The organism is Nonlabens sp. Hel1_33_55, from assembly GCF_900101765.1.
Classification (GTDB): Bacteria; Bacteroidota; Bacteroidia; order Flavobacteriales; family Flavobacteriaceae; genus Nonlabens.
In genome coordinates, this window is sequence record NZ_LT627735.1 from 1,813,175 (window position 1) to 1,835,443 (window position 22,269).

Sequence of the window (22,269 nt, forward strand, 5' to 3'; positions counted from 1 at the left end):
TTCTATAATGGGTATTTTCTATTTATTCCACTCAATTAGCAGCTCGCAATCATCAAAATCATCACCTATCTTAATGTAGGTATCCTTGATTTTGTCCTCACGCCACTTCTCAATTTTTTTCACTTGCTTATCTCTCAAAGCAAGATCCTTGATCTTACCGTAATCTGAAGAATAATCTGCCTCATGGTCTTTTACTTTTCTTATCAAATTCACGATAGTGAAAGAGGTAGATCCCGTACCACGTGGGTCCTTTTCCTCAATGATACCACTTACATCACCTTCTTGCAAAAACTGTACGGAAGAAACGATGCTTGAAGAAATATAACGTGGAGCGATCTTAGCAAGATCCAACAAGTTTTCACCAGTTACAGGATTTACGAACTGCCCACCTTTTTCTGCGGTTTCTTTTTCGTCACTTATGGCTCTTGCAGCATCTGCAAAGGTTGTATCACCTTGGACAATCATATCACGCATGGCGTCCAGCTTTGCTTTAGCCTTTGCTTCTTGTGATCTACTTATATATGGATACAACAATATGTGACGCACATCTCTAATCTGACCTCGTACCTTTTCTACATAAAGGATATGCCAACCAAATGACGTTTCAAAAGGTTCACTTATCTCACCTTCATTGAGAGAGAATGCAGCTTCTTTAAATTCTTTAGCATAAGGATCTGAACGGCGCATGGATAAAACACCACCTTGACGTTCTGTACCTATATCTTCAGAATACAGAGTTGCCTTAGCGGCAAAATTTGCTCCGTTATTTAGTACGTCGTTACGATACTCATTGAGCTTTTCAATCGTTTCTTGAATCGACTCTTCGCTAGGTTTTGAATTGACTACAATACGCGCAATTTCAACCTCAGAGTTGATAAATGGTCGTTTGTCTTCTGGAATGGAATAGAAAAACTGTCGTACTTCTTCTGGAGTGATTTGCACATCTTCAGTAAGACGCTCCTGCATGCGGCTTGCGAGCAATTGATCGCGGTTGATCACATTGAGCTCATCGCGCAATTGCTGTATATTATCTTTTCTGTAGTAGGCGGCTAGTTCTTCATCGCTGGCATTGTTCAGCCTGCTTTTGAAGTACTCGATACGCTGACTGGTCTGTGACTCAATCTCTGCATCAGAAACTGTAATACTGTCTTGAATGGCATGGTGTGCGTATAGCTTAGAGCCTAATAAGGACTCCATAATATCACACTTAGTCAAGTCACCCATTTGGTTTTCTCTCTTGAGCGCCATGATCTCCTGCTCAATATCAGAATCCAACACGACATAGTCACCTATAACGCCAGAAACTCCATCGATCTTACGACGTATCTTGGTAGGCTTCACGGTGTCGTTCAATGCGGCCAGCACTTCCTGTTTAATGGCCTCATCCTTTTGAACGTCAGGTGTTGTTGTGGTTTGTGCTGATCCCGCTTTCGCGAAAGCGAACACCAACAAAACACTGATCCAACTACGGATTAATCTTGAGTCTATTGCTTTGAATTGCATCATCTAATAATTCCTTTTCTATTTTTTTAATATAAGCCAACTTGCGCTGGTTGCGTAAAATCTGTTTGATGGTTGGGTTGACATAGGTAAGAGGCGCTTGCTCGCCACGGCGCAAGACATCCTTAATATGCAGCAAATATACGCCAAGACTATCTTCCAGTTTCCACGAGCGACCTGGAATTAGATATTGACCTTCATTCAACGCAGTAACTGGCGTCAACCGTTCCAAAAGGGTACTTTTCTTAACCCAAATGCTATCATTGAATGAATAATTGCGGAATCCCAGCGCCATATCCTCTAATTCTTTCAAACTCTCGCGGCTCCCATCCTGAAATAATCTATTCACCTTGTCCATTTCTGAATAGGTTTGATCTACCAAAAGGTATTTGAATTTGATCAGATCTTCATTGAGGATAAACTCTTCGCGATGCTGCTGGAAATAATCACGTGTTTCAGAATTGGGAATCGTGGTGTCAAGATTTTGCTTGATGATTTCCTGTAAATATGCCTGGCTGTATAATTCTGTTTTATATCGCGATATTAGTAGGTCTAAATTATCCTGCTTATCCTGACTAATGTTTTGCAAGGCATTTTTCATCAACATCTGGTCTGTCGTCCAATCGTCAATGTATTTTTGAACCATTAAAGCAGAATCGTTTACTGTATAATCTGCAGGTAAAATGTTCTGTATTTCTGATCTCAATAAATAAGCGTCGCCTATTCGTGCAACGGCATCAACCTCTTGTTCCTGTTCAAAATAAGAACAGGAAATAATGAAACATGATAATAATGCTACTAGATATTTATGCACGCGTTTTCTCTTCTATTTCCTTTTTTACTTTATCAAGAACCTTATCATTCACATTAATGTTACGTCCTTCTCTTAAGGTCTCCATCCATTCCTTCTCCAGTTGCTGCTGATAATCATTGATTACTGAGCCTCTAGCTTCTTCAAAGGTTTTTGCAGTAGGTTCTAAAACGTCCTTGACATTGACTACCTTATAAAAACCACTCTCTCCTTTTTCATAAACTTTAGAGACGCCTTTTTTCACTTCAAAGCCTTTAGGCAATCGTGAATATTCTTCTTCAACAATACCGCTGGAAATCATCACTTTTGTATTTCCCTGCTCATTTAGTTGCTCTTTAATTTTATCTACTGCTGTTTTAGCTTCCAGCAATTGCTTGACTTTTTGAGCGGTTTCTTCCGTAGTATTTTGAGTTAGATCGATATCAATTCTACGTTTCCATTGATACTTATCCTTGTTCTTTTCATAATAGGCCTGTTGACCTAGTGAATCTGTTTTGGCTGCTTCCCATATTTTGTTCTCCATCAGTTCAAACAACAACAAGCCTTCCTTGTATTCTCTATAGATAAATGCAAAATCTTCATTGTCACGTTCCAGATTTTCATCGTAATAATCAATCACAGATTCATCTGCAAAATCTTTAAAATACACATTGAGCTTTTCTTCCAGACTGCCGAATTTTCTATAATCCTTGACTTGCTTCTCTTCTATAAAAGAATAGAATTCCTTCTCTCCATAGGTTTTGTCCTCAATACTAAACAACGGTATTGATTTACTCATCACCATTTCGTTTTTCCAATTGCCACTCATTAAAGAGTCCGTTACTGCAGGGAATCTCTTTTCATAAGAAGCAATTTTCGGTAGTTTGACGTTGTATTTATCAAATAGTTTATTTGTAAATGATTCCGTTATTTTTCTGGATCTAGCGGACTTTTTGATCTGATCTCTCAATCCAGTTTCTGCTTCTTCAAAAGTTGATATTGGATATTTCTTCAACAACTTAATAATGTGCCACCCGAACTTTGTTTTCACAGGTTCTGAATAACTTCCTATTTCAGTTAAATTAAAAGCGGCTTCTTCAAAGTCTGGAGCATTCAATCCACCAGTCCCAAATCTGGGTAGTTTACCACCATTCTTTGCAGTATTGATATCTTCAGAGAACTCAACAGCCATGGATTCAAAATCCTTACCAGATTCCAATTGTGAATAAATCTCGTCAATGCGTTGTTTAGCATTGATGGTGCTATCCTGACGCTGATCATATGTCATGATGTGAGCTGCCTCAACATCTTCTGGAGTTTTTCTTCTATCATTTACCTTCAATATGTGATAGCCAAAATCAGTTCTAAAAACATCAGAAACCTCACCAGTTTCCGTTTCATAGGCAGCAGTTTCAAATTCAAAGACCATTTTAAATGGACCGAACCAGCCCAACTCGCCATTGGTTTTGGCGCTTGGACCTTCACTTTGATTGCGCGCAACGGCTGCAAAGTCTTCACCGTTTTCAATGCGCGATTTAAGTTCCTTAATTCTGTTATAGGCAACTAGAGTATCTGCTGGTACTGCACTACGATCAATTTTGATCAAAATGTGGCTTGCATTCACCTCTGTATTCATGCGCTCATAAGCCTCCTTTACTAGCGCTTCTGTAACCTCATTATCTGTTAGATAGGATTCGGCTAGACCATCGCGATAGGATTTCAATTCTGTTTGATAGGACTCTTTATTTTGAAGTCCCATTTCATGAGCTTGCAATAGCTTGAGTCTGTAATCAATATATAATTGGAGGTAGTTATCTAGATCTTTTTGCGATTCATCCTGGACGATATCCAGATTCTTGAGATAAACCCTCATAAAAGTACCCGCATCGTATTGATTACCGTCAATCGTTAGCAACGTTTGGTTGCTCAACTGTTGACCGCTGCAAAAAACTGATAAGCAAGCAGTTATTAAAAATAAAAAAACTTTAAGTCGATTCATGATCATGTTTTAATCAAAGTGTTCAAAAATAGGTAAATCACCTAGGTGAACAAAACGCTACTAATGACACCTTATTATGCGATTCTTGTTAAGTCCTGACTCCATTCTCGTACTTACTATCTATGCAAAACGAGTACCGCATCACGATCGATCAACCTATAGAAAAACTTATGGCGTTATTTCTGGACCAGGATAATTTTAAACACTGGCAAAAAGGCTTGATGGGATTTGAGAATCTTACTTCAGAAATTGGTCAAAAAGGCAGCAAACGCAAGTTAAAAATCAAGACACTGGTAGGAATCGTATCGATGACAGAAGAAATTACCGAAGTCCATTTACCACACCACTGGAAAGCTACCTATCGTACAAAGGGAGTCGTGAATTATCAAAGTAACCGCTTTCGCGAAAGCGAGATCAATACAAATACGGGAACGCAAAAACAGACCATTTGGGAAGCTACCAGCATTTTTAAATTTACTGGGATGATGCGGTTGGTAGCTGCGGCTAAACCTGAGCTGTTTGAAAGGCAGACACAACAATTCATGGATGATTTCAAGAGTTTTGCAGAAGACGGCACATCAGTCAATGGCAAATAAAAAAGCGAGCGTGACGCTCGCTTTTAAATTCTATAAAGATTTCTTTTATGACTCCGACTTCTTATCTAAGGCCTCACCTATCAAAGTATCACCTTGTAGAATCTCAAATGTGGAATGATTAGCCACATCGTCATGCAATACTCTTGTGAGAACTTGAGCAACATCTGCTCTTGAGATTTCTCCTTTTTGGCTCAACTTATCAGTCAAGACGATATGATCTGTTGCTTTATTATTATTCAAAGTTCCAGGTCTCACTATCGTAAAATTGAGGTTTGACTTTTTCAAGTGCTCATCTGCATTATGTTTTGCCTTCAAATAGTCCTGTAAATCATCAGCTTTTTCAGGTGCATCTGCTCCACGACTGCTTAGCATCACAAATTTCTTGATATCATTTTTAGAACTCGCATCGATAAGTTTCTTGGCACCTTCTTGATCGACTTCTACTACTTTCTTTCCACCAGATCCAGCGGCAAAAATCACTTTATCCATTCCTTTAACCGCACCTGAGACATCTCCTTCAAGATCACCCATAACGGTTTTTATATTTTTGTTCTCAAATTGGCTCTTCTGATCCTCTTTACGAACCATCGCGATAGGCTCAAAGTATTGAGATTGATTCAAAAGTTCAACGATTATATTTCCTGTGGTGCCTGTTGCACCTGCTACTAGTATTTTTTCCATGGATACAAGTTAACAGAGCCTTCTTTTAAGATTGTGAATACTATGTTGTTTAACGGCATTTTAATAGCGGTTGTTTCTTACTTTTAAGGTATGAGAAAACTCAAATTGATCTGGGATTTCAAGGGCCCTAATGCAGAATTAACATCAAAGCACCACTTGACGCACCTGCGTGAATATGTCAAGGCAAATGAAGTTCCCATACTTGCAGCTGGAGTTGAACACATCACTGGAATTCACCACATTTGTTTCGTTGCAGTGAATGAAGAAAACATGATTGAAATAAGAGATAACCTAAAACCTCATAGAGGACAGTTATGGCAGGATTAAATCTTATCCAACAACTACATAAAATACTCCCTGAAAATAGAGTTCTGGATACCAATCAATTGTCAGAACGGTACTCGCATATCTGGCACATGGATCAATCCCTAATTGCTTTAGGTGTTGTTTTACCAGAAACTACAGAAGAAGTAAGCCAGATACTCAAAGCTTGTCATACATCAGGTACCCAAATTATAGTTCACGGTGGTTTAACCAACTTAGTAGGTGGCACAGAAACTAACGCAGATCAATTAGTCATCTCTCTGGAGCGCATGAATCAGATTGAAGAAATTGACGAGAATAGCCGTACGGCAACCGTACAATCTGGTGTTATTCTGGAGAGTCTTCATACTGCGCTAGAAGAAAAAAACCTTTTGTTTCCCTTAAATTTTGGAGCTCGTGGCAGCGCGCAAATAGGTGGTATCATTTCGTCAAACGCTGGCGGCCTGCGTGTTTTGAAATACGGAATGACAAGAAAATTGATTCTAGGTCTGGAAGCTGTGATGGCAGATGGAACCATCATAAGCTCGACGAAGAAAATCATCAAAGACAATTCTGGGTATGATCTCAAACAATTATTTATTGGGTCAGAAGGTACGCTAGGAATAGTCACTCGTGCCGTACTCAAACTGGAAGAAGCTCCCAGCAGCCGTAATGCCGCCTATCTCGCTGTGGATGATTATCAAAGCGTGGTGCGCCTGCTCAAGTTTTTTGATCAAGGACTCGCTGGAAAACTTAGTGGTTTTGAATTGATCTGGTGCAATTCCTATGAACAAATGACGAGCACGAGCGATGCTGTGAGACCACCGTTGCCCTACGGATACAACTACTACATTCTAGTAGAATCACTAGGTAGTCAAATCGAACAAGATCAAACGGAATTTCAAAACTTGCTGGAACAAGTAATCGAGAAAGAAATGGCACTTGATGCCGTGATGGCACAATCACCTAGTGATGTAGAATGGTTTTTCCGCATTAGGGAAGATGTTAATAATCTAACCGATTCCATGACACACGATCAGCATTTTGACATCAGTTTGCCCGTGGCTTTAATTGGCGATTATATTGAGGAATGCTACCAAAAACTCAAAAACATTGCCGGTATTGAGCAGGTCTATGCTTTTGGCCATGTTGCAGATGGGAACATTCATTTTATGATAGGAAAAGAGCATCTCAAAGATGACTTACGGTTGAAAATCAATGATATTATCTACACTGGACTCAAGGAAATAGGTGGTTCAGTTAGTGCTGAACATGGCATTGGTCTGCACAAAAAGGATTACCTCAACATCAGCCGGTCTGAATCTGAGATTGCTTTAATGAAAACGCTCAAAGCTTCCCTAGATCCTAAAGGTATCCTGAATCCCGGTCGTATTCTAGCCTGATATTTGTCTTGTTACGCTTTCGCGAAAGCGAGAAAATTCAATTTCATTATTGCTTCAACATAAAGCTTTGTTTAAGATTTGCCTGGGAAGATCCTCCAACCCAAACATTGAAGTTTCCATCCTCCAATAGCCAGTTGCCTTGATTATCGAAGAATCCTAATTCATTAGAAGTTAATATGAAGGAAATATTTTGGGATTCTCCAGCTTCCAATTCAATTTTCTTGAAGCCTTTGAGCTCTCTGACAGGTCGTATTGTTGTCGCAAACTCATCCTGAATATAGAGTTGAGCCACCTCAGTTCCTTTGCGGTCTCCAACGTTCTTGATCTGCGCCGTTACCGTGATCGTCCCATCAACTGAGAAATTGTCGTTTATTTCAATCTGATCATACTCAAACGTTGTGTAACTAAGCCCAAAACCGAAGGGCCACAGTGGCTCATTAGGAGCATCTTGATAGTGAGAATTAAAAACAGTTCCTTCATTATAGTCCTTAGGCCTGCCCGTATTTTTATGGTTGTAATAGATGGGAACCTGACCTACATCGAATGGAAAACTCATGGGTAATTTACCAGATGGGTTGAAATCGCCATGAAGTACTTGTGCAATAGCGTGACCACTTTGAGATCCCAATTGCCATGCTTCAACAATTGCTGGAATATTTTTCTTTGCCCATGGTAATGCTAATGGCCGGCCGTTTGTAAGTACCAGAACTATGTTTTGGTTTACCGCATAAACCTGCTCTAGAAACTGCTGTTGTACACCTGGTAATCCTAGATCAGTCCTGCTACGTGCCTCACCGCTTTGGAGACCATGTTCTCCTAGCAACATGATGACAACATCTGCATTTTTAGCCGCATCTAAAGCTGCCTTAGTGCCTGTAGTATCAGTTTTATTATAGATTAATTCCTGGGAGAATTCTGCTTTGCTGGTGACGAAAGCTGGACCTCTTTCAAAATTAAAGTTACCTTTTGAATAGGTGGATAAGCCTTCCTGCAAACTAACGGCGGTGTTATCAATGGCTCCCAAACGCCAGTTGCCCAAAACACTATTCTTATCAAAAGCCAGATCTCCTAAAACAGCGATTTTTTGATCCCTTTTTAATGGCAATAAGTCACCCTCGTTTTTCAGTAAAACGATAGATTTTAGTGCCATGTCAAGAGCTCCTTCTTTGATCTCATTACTGTCTATGACTTTAGCTTCATCTTCTTCACTGCAATATCTGTAAGGGTCTTCAAAAAGTCCCAGCTCAAATTTGACCTTGAGAATTCGCTTGACTGCATCATCAATAGTCGCCATTGAAACAGTTCCATCTTCTACCAATTGCTCTAGATAATCCAGATAAACATATGATTCCATATCCATATCAATTCCAGCATTTACAGAAAGTCGTGCGGCAGCTATATCGTCTGGAGCATAGTTATGATTGATCATTTCTTTAATGGAAGCCCAATCAGAGACGACAAAACCTTCAAAATTCCATTTGTCTTTTAGTATGTCGCGGAACAAGAAATAATTTGCAGACGCTGGTATGCCGTTCAAGTCATTAAAGCTACTCATAAAAGTTCGTGCACCTGCGTCAACTGCAGCTTTAAAGGGTGGCAGTACGACATTATAAAGAGTTGAAGTACCTATATCAACCGTATTATATTCACGTCCAGATTCAGAAAACCCATAAGCAGCAAAGTGCTTAGCACAAGCAGCGATGGTAAAGCGGTTAGAAAGATCATCTCCTTGAAATCCCTTAACACGTGCCTTGGCAATCAAGCTACCCAAATATGGATCTTCACCAGCACCTTCCATCACACGTCCCCAACGGGCGTCTCGTGATATATCAACCATGGGTGCAAATGTCCAATTAAGTCCTGCGGCAGCTGCTTCTTTTGCCGCTAACCTTGATGAATTCTCAATCGCTTCCATATCCCAGCTTGCAGACTCTGCCAGTGGAATGGGTGCCATAGTCTGGTATCCATGAATCACGTCAAATCCAAAAATTAGTGGAATACCCAATCGAGTCTCCTCAACGGCAATTCTTTGAACTGCTCTAACATTCTTCACTCCGCGAACATTAAGCATGGAACCTACCAATCCATCTCTTATGTCTTGCGTTTTACTTTCTTCATCACTCGCTTTATTCACTGGTCCAGTAAAATCCCTAAAACCTGTATACTGGTTCATTTGACCTATTTTCTCACGTAAAGTCATTAATCCCAGTAGTGAATCTACTTTACGATCTAGGTCACTTTGAATCACTGTCGATTTATTTTCATTTGGTTTGATAGCGGTCTGGTTTGTCTTAGCGCCACAAGAATAAATGGATATAAATACCAGAAGTCCAATAATTATCTTAAAACTATATTTCATAAACATGAGTGGTCATTATATATTTTGGAGGAATAATATCCTTGAAGAACTGGCAAAATATCAATTAAGCCTGACTTGGGAAAGAGTCTCAAAATAAAAGATTTTGATCATTACCAAATCTCTAGTGTAATTCCGCTTTCGCGAAAGCGATATGTTTTAAAGTCAACATCAAATCGAAAGGTTTTCTAATAGTATAAGTTCTGAAACTGATGCAAATAAAAATGGATTGTCTTTTCAGACAATCCATTTTAAAAATTAAATTTTTTAAGATTTAGTTCTTAATCAACTTTATGGTAGTACTACCAGAAGCAGTATTTACTTTTGCTAAATAAACTCCAGTTGATAATGCAGAGTTGTCAATAGTTAAGGAACTACCTTCTACAACCTGACTAAATACTTTGCTACCTAAGATAGAGTAAACATCTACAGATTGAATAGTAACATCACTGGCAACTATATTCCATGAACCGCTTGATGGGTTAGGGAATATTCTGAAGTTATCTCTGTTAACTGAAGGATTGCTTGCGGTTGCCTCTTTTGAAAAATATAGGTTATCTACGAATACCGTTCCTGAACCAGCTGGGTTACCAGAAATAATATATTGAGTAATATTTGTAAAATCAGTCATTCCTTTAGCTTGGAAATCTGAAAGCGGCAAACTGAAATGAACCCACTCTCCTTGAGCTGGAGCTGGTCCAGATGCATTAGAAGCAGGCTCAGTTGTACCGAAAATCAGTTCTGCTTCGGTATCACCATTTGCTCCTGCAAAACCATCACCTTTAAAATCAACTAATTTAAATCTAAAGAGAGTCATATTAGGTGTCCATATATCAAAATTGATAAAATTCATATCAGCTACAGTGGCATTAATAGCGTTTCCACCGACGGTTTCAATACCAACAAAGTCTAAATTGGTGTATTTAAGGGTAGGATTAGACTCTATATTTACTTCCTCAAAATTTGCAGAACTAAAACCTGCTCTAAAAGTATTTACCGTAACGTCATTATAAGCTCCAGAAAATAATGATATTACATCTGCTTGAGCAGCTGTAGGCGTTGGAGCTGGAGTAGTAGGTTCCGTTGGTCCATTTGTACATGGTTGACAAGTTGGACCACCACAATCTACACCAGTTTCTTCACCGTTTTGAATATTATCTGAACAGGTATCTTGCTCTGGGTCAGAAGTTTTGGTAGCGGTAAATGTAATGTTATCAATATGAATCACGGTATTAGGATCTCTCTCAGCGGTATTCGCTTCAGATCTCCAATCTACATAAACTACCATTTGGGAAACGTTTGTAACATCTCCAGTAATCGTTACTTCGTAGGTTAAGGTTTGCCATTCGTCGACAATAGAATTATCTACATTTGGATTACTTGAAGAAATTGTCGCAGCATTACCGTCTGTCGTAAATGAAGTTCCTCCTGGTACAGTTCCCATCTTAATTCCTACCGTACCAACATAATTTTTGTTGATATCCATCGATAGAGTAAAAGTTTGACCTATAGCCGGTAATGACCACGTACCAAACTTAGCATCTGCGGCTACATTATTTACACCTGCATAGAATGCGTTACCAGGACCAACTTGAACCCGTAATACCTTAGATAACGTGGCATTTGTGCCATCAAGATCTGGATTATCGATAATAGTTGCTGGTGGTGGAGTGTTGTCAAAAGTTACCCAATTAGATGCAACTCCATCTGGCCCATCTGGTTCAAAATCAAATAAATATTGCTGCTCCTGAGCAAACCCAAGTTGTACTAGACATAATGCTAATACTAATAAAGTAATTTTTTTCATAATGATCTGTTTTAAATTAATAATTATTGTTATAAATGTAAATAATAAGAAATTAAAATAAGGATTTCACAACACTACAAATAATATACAGTCACAAAACTTTCTTTGAAAGAGAAAGTTCTGTCGAAATGCATGTTATGGCAGATATAAGGATAAATTTTGATAGATGGTTATTTAGCAAATAGATAATGTTGTAGTGATGTTGAGTTATTAATTAAGAGCAGAAACTCAACGCAAACGAAATAGTTCATTGTATTTCTCCATAATATGCTATTAGAACTTTAGATTTTCATGCTTATCCCAAAGACCCCAGAATGCTCCTACTTCACCTTCGTCAGTTTGTTTCCAGGATTCATCGAATGATGAAAAATAAAAGACATCAATTTCATTATCCTTGGACCATTGTTGTGTATCGATGAAGTATTTCATTGCATTAATTTCTGATGGATGTGAATCACGCAAACTCTCACCTCTACTAGGCCATCCTGTTTCTGACACGATGACTCTTTTGCCTTTGGAAACATTTAATACTCGATGGAACATATCATTCATGTGACCCAGAGAATATTCGATCGCTGTTCCTTCCCAAAATGGGTAACAATTCGTCAGTATGACATCAGAGTTCTCCACTAGCTCAGGATGAACCACAAATTCATAGTATGCGTCTACGTATCCCATAGGCACATTGGGGACGGAGTCTTTAAAGCGCTTCATGTATTCTAATAGTTGATCTTTAGAAAGATCATTGCGATACAAAACTTCATTGCCTATGGCAGCGATATCAACGAAACCTTTTTGAGCTAGATCAATGAGAGCTTCCATCTCTAGTTCATTTTTCTCAAGGTCATCACTCAACCAGGCACCTACAAGAGTTTTCATTCCCTGCTCATGCGCGATTTGTGGTACAAACTCGTTACCTTCAATACAAGAGAAAGAACGTACCCATTTAGCATACTTATTCAACTTCTTGATGCGTCGTTCCACTTGTTGCCTTGTTATGTTATGGCCAGGTTCCTGTCCATCTTCATACATACTAAAACATATACCATGCATTCCGCCTTCTAAGGTTTTGCGCCATAGTGCACGTAAAGCTTTGTCGTCATACTTGGCAGAATCTATTCCTTGAGTCTCTGTAAAGTTTCTACTATTCCCTTTTAAAAATTGTTCTTCTCTAAATGACATTTTAGTATTTTAAGTTTTCGTTTTTATCCCATATTCCCCAACGTGCTCCAACTTCTCCTTCTTGACGAGCCTTCCACGATTCATCAAATGAAGAAAAGTAAAAAGTCTCTACAGATTTTTGAGCAGACCAGTTATTCACGTTAATAAAGTATTTCATTGCATTCTCTTTTGAGGGAACAGCATCTTGGTTTGTTTTTCCAAGATTAGGCCATCCAGTCTCTGCTACAATAATAGGTTTACCCTTGGAAACACCAGAGACAGCATTATACATACCATCCAGATATACCGTAGCGGTATCAATATGACAGCCTTCCCAGAAAGGATAGCAATTTGCGAGTATCACATCAATCTCATCGATCAATTCTGGACTTTCTATAAATTTGTAGTAGGCATCTACATAACCTACTGGTATATTAGGAAGTTCATTTTTGACTCTTCGAATATATTCTAAAAGCTCAGCTGGTGAGAGTTCCTCCCTAAGTAAGACTTCATTACCAACAACGGCGATATCGACCATACCGCTTTTAGCTTGTTTAATTAGACCTTCAATTTCAAGTTCGTTGCGATCGCGATTATTACTTATCCATGCTCCAGCAATCGTTTTGATCCCTTTGGCTCTTGCAGACACAGGTATAAGCTCGTTACCTTCAGTACAAGAAAAAGATCGCACCCATTTCGTATAAGGCTCAATAACTTCCATCCTAACATCGATCTGGGTTCCAGAAAGTTGGTCACCAATATTTTGACCTTCCAAGTACGGACTGAAACACAAACCATGAACTCCAGCTTGAAGGCTGTTGTGAAATTTAGTAGTTAATGTGGCTTCATTAATTCTCGTCTCAACATCAGTTGAATACCTGCCATCGCTACTTATTGAAATGAGAGAATTGAGTTTGTTAAGGGCATAAAAGGATGATGTTGGTCGTATTGCCTTTTGAATTCTACGCTTTGCTAATTCTGCACTTATCACTTGAGATTTCTCTTCCGTTAATTCATATTTGCGCATAATCCACATAGCACCTAAAGTTCCCACTATGGGTAGCCCTGAATAGAAAACCCGTATTCCAGTAATAGAAGCTTCTGAATTTACTGCATCTGGTACAAAGCCAACAAGCGTCATAATGGCTCCCGTTAGAAGACCTGCAATTGCAAATCCAAATTTTACCATCCACCAATAAATTGCTCCAAAAACACCTTCTCTGCGCTTACCTGAATTAAGCTCATCCACATCGATTACATCAGAAGTCATTGACATCATTAAAGTAAATAAACTCCCAATACCAAATGAGAAGAAAGGCAATGCAAACAAGAATAAGTATGGCTTGCCTGGAACAAATAGGAACCACAACATGATGTATCCTATAATTGAAATTCCCTGCGATACCAAAAATGCTTTTTTCTTACCCAGCTTCTTAGACATTCTAGCTACAATTGGAATCACCAAAAATGTGGTGACTAACGCACCAACACTACCTAATAATGTAGGCCAGATCCCAGCAGCAGCAGCGTCTCCTGCAAACAAATAGTACACGACGATAAAGAATGAAAAACCTGCAACGGTATTAAATGCATTGAAGATTAAAAAAGTAGAATAACAGAGGCGTTTAAAGTCATCTATTTTAAAAGCTTCTTTAAAATTCTCTACAATTTCCTTCAAACTACCGCCAATCGTTTTGAAAGTCAAAGGTGTCAAGCTTTCATCATCCTTAGTTGATTTGCTATCCACAAAAAAGGCTGGAACCATGGCAAGTATGGCACATATGACCGCTACCCAAATAGCAATAGTTCGTGTAGCTACGGCACCATTTTCAAACCATTCTGGATCATACATAATCACCCAAAACCATGGAGCAATCACCCAGGCCCATTGACCTATCCATTGAGCTACGGCCATGATATCAGTACGCTCATGAAAATCATCGCTCATCTCATAACCCATCGCAACGTAAGGCACGCTAAAAATGGTCAGACCTAAATAAAAGACTAAAGACCACAGCAAAAAGTAAGTGAAATTGTAGCTCAAGCTATCCACTTCATACAGTTGCCACATCATGGCAAACGATACTCCCATAATGATCGCACCTAGAAAAACGTATTGCCTGCGACGACCCCAAACTGATCTTGTATTATCTGATATAAAACCCATTATAGGGTCTGTAATCGAATCAAAAACTCGAGGCAAAAAGAATAAAATTCCCCACATCCAGGTTGGGAATCCTAAGTTCTGTACAAGAACAACCATAAAAATACCTAGTGCTGCAGGAAACATCTGATTGGATAACATACCCAACCCAAATGCAACCTTTTGACCAAAATGAACTTTATTCTTAGCACTAGACATACAGGTGAGTTTTTAGTTAATAGTTGGAATTATCACAGTCTGCAAACTTTGCGGACCTAGTTTTATATTTACCTGGCTTTCGCGAAAGCGTAATACATAATCTTTCTCTTCCATTCCTTCATTGAATACCACAAAAGCGATGCTACCATCTGGATTCTTTGCAGCAGTAGCTACAATATCTGTATCTGGATTGCTCACATCAACGATTTGCGCACCAGGTCTGATGAACTTGCTAAAATGTGCCATCGTATAAAATAGCGGTGTGAAGTATACCTCATCTGCATCTGGATCAACGATAACAGGCGCCGCGCACCAATTCTCGAACCAGTTGGGACCACCTTGACGATCCAGCACCATATTCCAGTCCACCCAACCATCGACCCAGTTGTTGAGACAGCCTATGATATCACGAGCATACCTGTTCACAGGAGCATATTTGGGGTGTAGGTATTTCTCATCTTCTGCTGCCCAATCCCAGCCCCAATCTGTAGCTTCTTTTGACCAATACCAAGCGTCGTCTTTCCAAGCTGGAACTTCAGAGTCCACACAACCTTCTGTTTCAATTAAGAATTTTTCAGGTGCTTTATTATGCGCATATTGAAGCTCTTCAGGAAACACTTCATAAGTACTTTCATACCAGTGTATCGCAGTACCATCAAAGTATTTTGAAGTTTCTTCATTTTCATACATCACATCGACCCATTCTTTCAAACCAGCTCTATTCTGGTCGTAGCCTAAAATGAATTTATCTCCATGACCATCAGCTTCAAGCTTAGGACCTAAGTGAAATTGAACGAAATCTGTCATTTCTTTGGGAGAGAAATGCATGCTTTCCCAATTATTTCCATTACCATGTGGCTCATTTTCAACAGTGAAACCCCAAATTGGAATTCCCTCAGCTTCATAGGCCTCAATATATTTTGAAAAGAATAATGCCCAGGTATCATAGTATTTGGGAAGCAGTTTGCCGCCTACCCATTCATTATTGTCTTTCATCCATGGCGCTGCGGTCCATGGTGAGGCAAAGATTTTAAAACCATCTCCAGATGCTGCCATGGCATCTTTAATCATAGGTATCAAATCTGGCTGATCCTCTTCAATGGTAAAATGATCCAGGTTAACATCATCTGCAACTGGTGAGTACGAATATTGATCCAATGAAAAATCACAACTATTCATATGCGTTCTAGTCAGCGAATAATTTGCACCTTCACGGCCAAAGTAGGCATCAATAATAGTGTCTCTGTTTTTTTTGCTCAATCGATTGAGTAAGTAGGCAGAAGACTCTGTAAATGCGCCACCAAAACCAGTGATGGTCTGATAGGTCTTACTATCATCTATCGTTATCACTAAGTCGCTATTTGACTCAACTGCACCTTCAATTTTAGCTAAGTTGTTCCCAGCTGCAGAGGTTTCATAAATCTCTACTTGTAGTGTTTCCTCTTCTTGTTTCGTTTCCTTGCAGCTCATTGATGTGCTTATTAAAATAGCTACCAACAATCCTTGAAATATCTTTTTCAAATTATTCATAACCTCTAAAATTTATTTTAACTGGTGGTAATTTTACGTGGCTCATCAATTTCTTTTTATCTCCATCAAAGCTTTTTGTGATAGGGTTACCATTCCTGCTCAAGCCGTCAAATACTCCTTTATCCACGAGTTCCCACATGGCATACTTTGCCTCTCCATCAATATTGAACAATCCAAAATGATTTTCAGATCCCTGTGGATTGCCAGCATCTTTCCAATTCTCGTCAAAGGCTTCAAAGTAGAAGCAAGAAATATTGTTTTGAGTGGTCCATTTTCTCATTAAATGGTAAAATCTTCCAGATTTGAATTGGTCTGCAGCATGCGAACCCTCATCACCGTATAGATCGTTTGCATAAGTAGCCCAACCGGTCTCTCCTATGTGTATAGGTTTATCAACACCTATGGATGTCATGTAATCACGAACTCGATTGTATTGATCCTTAGCATAATTGACAGATCTAATCATGGCATTCTCAACCTTTTGCTCCTTAGACAGAAGCATGTTTGTAGCAGAAACTCCCCAAAATACCGGGTTGTAATGCGTATCGTGCATAGGATATGTGTGCATCGAGATGTAGTCAACAGCTTTAATTAATTCATTCAACTCTGGTACGTGATAAACGCCCTCGCCGCCACCCCAAGAAGCAAAATTGTCAGAGCTTGTGATCCACAAATTTTTATCCAGCTCTCCTTCTTTTTTGAGATCCTGCAGGTGGTTTACCCATTTTAGAATCACGTCAGGCTGGACGTAATAGCTCGTTGCCCACTTAACCATCGCCTCGTTCCCTACAGCGATGACCTTAATGATTTCAGGATATTGTTTAGTAAGCGCTACGGCTCGATCGATCTCTGCTTCATTGAACTCGCTTTCTACGTTATGGTCTGGTTCCATACCAGTCCATGCGTTTTTGCAATCAATCCACGCACCTAACATCACGTACATCTCAAAACTTGGTTGTTCTTTCTTAAGTTCTGCTATGGCTTTTACTACGTTAGAAGCATGTGGTAATTGCATATTATAGGTACGCAATATCCTAATTCCCATAGCCGAAAGAATTTTCAAGTCATCCTTGATCTGCTTGACGGTAGGTTGAATATCTCGCGTAGTATCGCGATAGGCACCATACGATATGGATAGGTACTCTGGATTTGATAAGATAGCACTTGCTGTCATTAACTTCTTTTCTGGGGCAGGTATTTGATCTTCATTTACACCTTTGCAAGCGGCCACTACAAGCAGCAACATTGCAATCATGGATGTTATTGAAACTCGCATACCTGATAATGTTTTGGAATGATGTTGAAGTGTTACGCTTTCGCGAAAGCGAACTTCTCTACAAACCCTTATTTTTTATTTAGAAATACCTCAATGTGTTTGATGTCCTGATAACGTTTGAATAGCTGTTCACTAGATTTCTTATCCAGTTTCAATTGATCCATCACCTGCTTGCTTCCATCCTTATGGGTTACTTCAACTTTTTCTTTATCTCCCAATGTGTAAATCACGGGAACTTGACAGTAGGTAAATGCCAAAGAATCTGGTTGAATAGTAATCGACTGATTGGTCTTATCCAGGTCCACATAATCGAAGGTCTGTGACGTTTTCAAAAATTCCTGTTTGCGTAGAAGACTAGGTTTGAAATTCAAAACGCCTTGATCGACTACTAATCCCAATTCTCCAAAGCGGCTCAAAATATCTTCTTTAACCTGACCTGTCATACCTGGCTGTTGGGCTCCTTTTGTGGCAGGTGTGTGCGAATATGGGTCTGTAGGTACCGCACCGTATAATTCAGGTGATTTGTGTGAACCTATTCCTGCTTGTATTTCATAGTAGTGATCCAACATTTTGCCTACAAGTTCATCGTCTGCACCGCTTTGAATTGCTGCTAGGCAACATTCTTGAACGGCAAGCAACAGTTTAGAAACCATGTGCCAATAGATAGAGCCTAATCCTTCATATCCAAAGAAAGTACCAGACCTACCGGTAAATGCCTTATGATTGAATACCGTTTCAAAGGTTTTCTCCAGTTGCTTTTGCTCTTTCTCAATCAACGATCCATAGGTGGATTGTGGTAATTGTTTAAGGGCAGTCTTCAAACTATTTGCATTATTGAAGTTTGCATTGAAATGGTAGTCACCATTGTTGTCTTGTACCACAATTTTATGGTTGCCTTCCTTCAACAATTTTTGCAATAATTCAGATTGCTGGATGTGTTCTTTTGGAATCACGTTCTTTTCCTCAAAACCTGGTAATTGTTTGTTGGGGTAAAGAATGTAACTGTATTGATCTTCTCTAAATAGCGCACTGGACTTTAATCCATCCATCACCTTTAGAGCTTGTTCTGGCTTCAAATATCCAGAACTCAACACAGCAACTTGCCCTTCAAGCATTTCAGATAGATAGGAAATGCTTACACCACCATTCTCTTGAATGGTCATAAGATTGTAAGCGTGATACATTCCATCTTGACGCAAGTTTGCATCAATACTTTGATCTAGATAGACCAAGGTGACCTTTGCAAACTCTAGCAAGCTCTTTTTGGAAACATCCTTTTTATTACCAGAAAAATTATGATCATAGATCTTTGATCGATAATCACTGGCTGGTTGAGCTAGACCATCCAAAATCTGTCTGCGTTGTGCATCACTAACTGATCCATCCAGTACACCTGCATTCTCAGTAAGCGTTTTGTGAACTGCTTGAAAAAATTCAAATAATTCGGTTGAAATGGAGGAGTTTTCAAAGTCAGAATCCTCAATGAATTCCTCGAAATAATCCATGAACCTTCTCAAATAATATAAGGTCACCATGGATACTCCATTACCAACTAACGCATTGTTAGCATCATTCCATTCTGGTCGTTGTGTGTTTAACCAGATACCGCCTTCTGGTATGAAGTTGGAGACTTTGGCAAGCACTGTGGCGAGCAACTTCTCTATCAAGTTGACACGATAAATATCACCCAATTGATTCTTAAGTAAAGCACCATCTGCCCCTAATTCCTTGCGACGCTCCTCTATAGTTTCCTGTAGTTCGTAATCAAAATCTATAGTGTCCTTAGGGTTCTTTTTGATATCATCATATTCCTTGATTTTATAGGGAACATTAGCATAAACAAAAAGATCCTCATTGACAAAACCTTCAAGCTTACCTGGATAATGCGCTTTTATAAATTCTAAAAATTTGAGCAGATAGATAATTTGATGATCGCCCCAATATCCTATGTATGACCACGGGTCATCTTCTTCAATCACTTCCCAGTCAAAACCAGCTTTAGTAACCCTATATGGATTGTATCCATCCAGCGTGGTTGCGTTGAGAAATTTGTGAATCATTCCTTCAATAAATTCTGGATAGGAATGTGCGAGTGCTTCCCAATTCTGGAAAATATCACGCCAGTTACCTTCATAATCCAAAATCTTGGAACCGTCTATCTCACTGCGTGTGTTGATGGAAAATTTATTCCAAGGACGACTAGGATCACCGTGTCTACGACTAAACTTAAGCGGTAGATATTCAATCACCAATCGTTTGAAATGCGGATTGTCGTGTGAGTTTGCGATGGCAACCAATTCCTGTTGATTGAAATCTGCTGGCAAACCTTCCAACCATTCTTTGGTCTGACTAAAGACCTCAACATTAGCTGCCTCTAGATATTCTATAAAATCTTCTTTTTCAACTACATAATTATCATCAAAAATCCCACCTCTCATGATGTTGAACATCGTGTTGGAATAATGACGATTATTAGTCAAAGGATCTGCAGTAAGTTGAAGACCATCTGATGCTGCGATAAGAGCATTTAGTTTTTCTGATCCCAACTCAATATCGTCATTGATCTTTTTGATCAGATCTTTGTCATTCTCAATTTGTGCTGAAATCTCATTGATGGAAACGATGTTCTGATTTACATCTGCCAGATAGTACCATTCTTTTGATTTTCCAGATGCTATGTCCATTTTAGAGACTGTGAAATAGGCACCTTTTTCTGCTTTGACATCAGTTTCCTGTTCAACGCTATATCCTTTTCTAAAGTCATCTAATTGAAGAGAAGAAACCAAATAAATAGGATCGTCTAAACCAAGAGACCATGCTATGTTTGCTTTAAGCGCCTCACTTGGCTCTGCTTTATCAACAATGACGGCACTAAGAGCGATGATACCAATTCCTGTTTCTTCCTTAAGCTCTGTTCTTTTATAAGCATCCACTAGATTGCTGGAAGCTTTTTGAAGATCTTCACCTACTGTTGCTGGCAACATATTCTGCAATCCATCGAGAACGGTCAAATTCACCTTTGCATCACTGTGATTGATTAACTGCGCTCGTTTCACAAATCCATAGACATCACTAGAATTCCAATGATATCTATACGTTAATTGTAAGTCTTCATTGATCTCTTCAAAAATAAGTTTGTCGCCGTGGACATTCTTGTAAAGGTTGCGAGACACTTTATAAATACCCATGTATCTATTAGAAAATGGCTCCCATAACTGATCACGATCAGCGGTATGAATTCTAATGATGGTCTTACTACCTGTTACATCAAAGGATTCTGTAATCTTATCATCTGTGTAATAAGGAAATAATGCGGAATCGCTATTCTTGCGGCCAGCGCTAAGCCCACCATTACTTGATACAAACATCCAGTGATTTGAATCGCTAACGATGCTCATGAAAAAAGGACGCATCGCATCCTGATTGCTTATCTTATAATACTTTTCTCCTTGAAAATCAACAAGTTCCCCTTTTACTTCTTTTTTTGAAAAAGTGGCCTTTTGTTCACCGAGATATGTTTTGCTTTTGGTCATTACTTTGGTTAGATTCTACTTTATTTAATTCACTGATGGAATTGTGGTTTCATGATGATGTGATTACGCTTTCGCGAAAGCGTAATACTTTACCATCCTATTCACAAATTATTTCATTTTTTACTCATAAACACGCACATAATCCACCAATAGTGTTTGTGGGAATACGGTGTTCTCATTAGGAGAGCCCACGAATGAACCTCCAACGGCTAGATTGATCAACAAATAAAACTCATTATCATTGAAAACCCATTCACCATTCACATCTGATGGTGTAATCTGATTGTACAGTACATCATCCACGTAATAGTTTACATAATCTGGACCCCATTCAATACCGAAAATGTGGAAACTGGTATCAAATCGATCATTGATCAGATTGTAGGATTTTGACTGTGCATTTGCTCCAGAATATCCCGGACCGTGAACTGTTCCCAAAACTTCTGTAGGGTTTTGACCACGATACTCCATGATATCGATCTCGCCCAATTGTGGCCAGACCAACGTCCCGTTTTGATCATCACCCAGCATCCAGAATGCTGGCCATATACCTTGGCTATAAGGCAACTTCATTCTTGCCTCAAAGCGACCAAATTTCTTTTGAAATTTACCTTGCGTCAATATTCTGGCAGATGTGTAATTTGAGTTTTCACGTCGCTCTTCTTTAGCAGTGATTTTAAGCATGCCATTTTCTACAACAATATTGTCAGATTCATCTGTATAAAACTGTAACTCGTTATTTCCCCAACCTACTAATCCTCTCACAGATCCATCGCCTAAATCATAACCCCAAAGGTTAGGGTCTGGCGCACCATCTACATCAAAATTATCTTCAAGAACCAGATTGTTAAGTGTTGTTACTGTTTGCTTATCATCTTCAGAACATGCTGATAAAATCAGCATTGCACCAAATAGAACTAAACTACCAAGCTTGTTCATTTTTCTATTTATCATTATCATATTTTTCATAGC

The 22,269-nt window shown here is 39.1% G+C and carries 15 protein-coding genes; 3 read left to right on the forward strand and 12 right to left on the reverse strand.

What is annotated here, in order from left to right:
- Positions 1 to 18: 18 nt before the first annotated feature.
- From BLO34_RS08080 to BLO34_RS08090, 3 genes are read right to left on the reverse strand one after another with little or no spacing between them, the layout of a single operon-like run.
- Positions 19 to 1,506 carry a peptidylprolyl isomerase gene (locus BLO34_RS08080; protein ID WP_197672881.1) on the reverse strand — a complete coding sequence of 496 codons (1,488 nt, stop codon included), beginning with the start codon at positions 1,504 to 1,506 and terminating at the stop codon, positions 19 to 21.
- Complete coding sequence (locus BLO34_RS08085; protein ID WP_090754298.1) at positions 1,466 to 2,314, reverse strand: hypothetical protein; 849 nt, start codon at positions 2,312 to 2,314, stop codon at positions 1,466 to 1,468. Before BLO34_RS08085 ends, BLO34_RS08080 begins: the two co-directional genes overlap by 41 nt.
- Positions 2,307 to 4,289 (reverse strand): peptidylprolyl isomerase, encoded by a 1,983-nt coding sequence (locus BLO34_RS08090; RefSeq protein ID WP_090756551.1) that lies wholly within the window; start codon positions 4,287 to 4,289, stop codon positions 2,307 to 2,309. The genes BLO34_RS08085 and BLO34_RS08090 overlap by 8 nt, the downstream gene beginning before the upstream one ends.
- A gap of 122 nt (positions 4,290 to 4,411) precedes the next feature.
- On the opposite strand from BLO34_RS08090, the gene BLO34_RS08095 reads away from it, so the two are divergent.
- Positions 4,412 to 4,885, forward strand: coding sequence for an SRPBCC family protein (locus BLO34_RS08095; RefSeq protein ID WP_231959433.1), 474 nt, complete (start codon positions 4,412 to 4,414; stop codon positions 4,883 to 4,885).
- 45 nt (positions 4,886 to 4,930) lie between these two features.
- Here the strand turns inward: BLO34_RS08095 and BLO34_RS08100 are convergent, their stop codons facing one another.
- On the reverse strand, positions 4,931 to 5,566 hold the full coding sequence (locus BLO34_RS08100) for an SDR family oxidoreductase (RefSeq protein ID WP_090754300.1): 636 nt from the start codon (positions 5,564 to 5,566) through the stop codon (positions 4,931 to 4,933).
- 90 nt (positions 5,567 to 5,656) lie between these two features.
- Between BLO34_RS08100 and BLO34_RS08105 the strand changes: the two genes are divergently transcribed.
- Both BLO34_RS08105 and BLO34_RS08110 read left to right on the forward strand, forming a co-directional pair.
- A complete protein-coding gene (locus BLO34_RS08105; RefSeq protein WP_090754302.1) occupies positions 5,657 to 5,893 on the forward strand; it encodes a hypothetical protein in 237 nt (78 codons plus the stop codon).
- The gene (locus BLO34_RS08110) at positions 5,881 to 7,272 is read left to right on the forward strand and encodes an FAD-binding oxidoreductase (protein WP_090754304.1); all 1,392 of its coding nucleotides are present in this window, start codon (positions 5,881 to 5,883) and stop codon (positions 7,270 to 7,272) included. Before BLO34_RS08105 ends, BLO34_RS08110 begins: the two co-directional genes overlap by 13 nt.
- A 46-nt stretch (positions 7,273 to 7,318) precedes the next feature.
- Here the strand turns inward: BLO34_RS08110 and bglX are convergent, their stop codons facing one another.
- The 8 genes from bglX to BLO34_RS08150 form a co-directional block, all read right to left on the reverse strand.
- Positions 7,319 to 9,631 carry a beta-glucosidase BglX gene (bglX, locus tag BLO34_RS08115; protein WP_090756553.1) on the reverse strand — a complete coding sequence of 771 codons (2,313 nt, stop codon included), beginning with the start codon at positions 9,629 to 9,631 and terminating at the stop codon, positions 7,319 to 7,321.
- A 271-nt stretch (positions 9,632 to 9,902) separates the two neighbouring features.
- Positions 9,903 to 11,435, reverse strand: coding sequence for a T9SS type A sorting domain-containing protein (locus tag BLO34_RS08120; RefSeq protein ID WP_090754306.1), 1,533 nt, complete (start codon positions 11,433 to 11,435; stop codon positions 9,903 to 9,905).
- A gap of 273 nt (positions 11,436 to 11,708) precedes the next feature.
- On the reverse strand, positions 11,709 to 12,617 hold the full coding sequence (locus BLO34_RS08125) for a glycosyl hydrolase family 17 protein (protein WP_090754308.1): 909 nt from the start codon (positions 12,615 to 12,617) through the stop codon (positions 11,709 to 11,711).
- 1 nt (position 12,618) lies between these two features.
- A complete protein-coding gene (locus tag BLO34_RS08130; protein WP_090754310.1) occupies positions 12,619 to 14,958 on the reverse strand; it encodes an MFS transporter in 2,340 nt (779 codons plus the stop codon).
- Between the two features lie 12 nt (positions 14,959 to 14,970).
- On the reverse strand, positions 14,971 to 16,488 hold the full coding sequence (locus BLO34_RS08135) for a glycoside hydrolase family 30 protein (protein WP_090754312.1): 1,518 nt from the start codon (positions 16,486 to 16,488) through the stop codon (positions 14,971 to 14,973).
- Positions 16,481 to 17,764 (reverse strand): glycosyl hydrolase family 17 protein, encoded by a 1,284-nt coding sequence (locus tag BLO34_RS08140; RefSeq protein WP_157686736.1) that lies wholly within the window; start codon positions 17,762 to 17,764, stop codon positions 16,481 to 16,483. Before BLO34_RS08140 ends, BLO34_RS08135 begins: the two co-directional genes overlap by 8 nt.
- A 68-nt stretch (positions 17,765 to 17,832) precedes the next feature.
- Positions 17,833 to 21,297, reverse strand: coding sequence for a hypothetical protein (locus BLO34_RS08145; protein WP_090754315.1), 3,465 nt, complete (start codon positions 21,295 to 21,297; stop codon positions 17,833 to 17,835).
- Positions 21,298 to 21,417: 120 nt separating this feature from the next.
- Positions 21,418 to 22,251, reverse strand: coding sequence for a family 16 glycosylhydrolase (locus BLO34_RS08150; protein WP_231959435.1), 834 nt, complete (start codon positions 22,249 to 22,251; stop codon positions 21,418 to 21,420).
- Positions 22,252 to 22,269 lie beyond the last annotated feature (18 nt).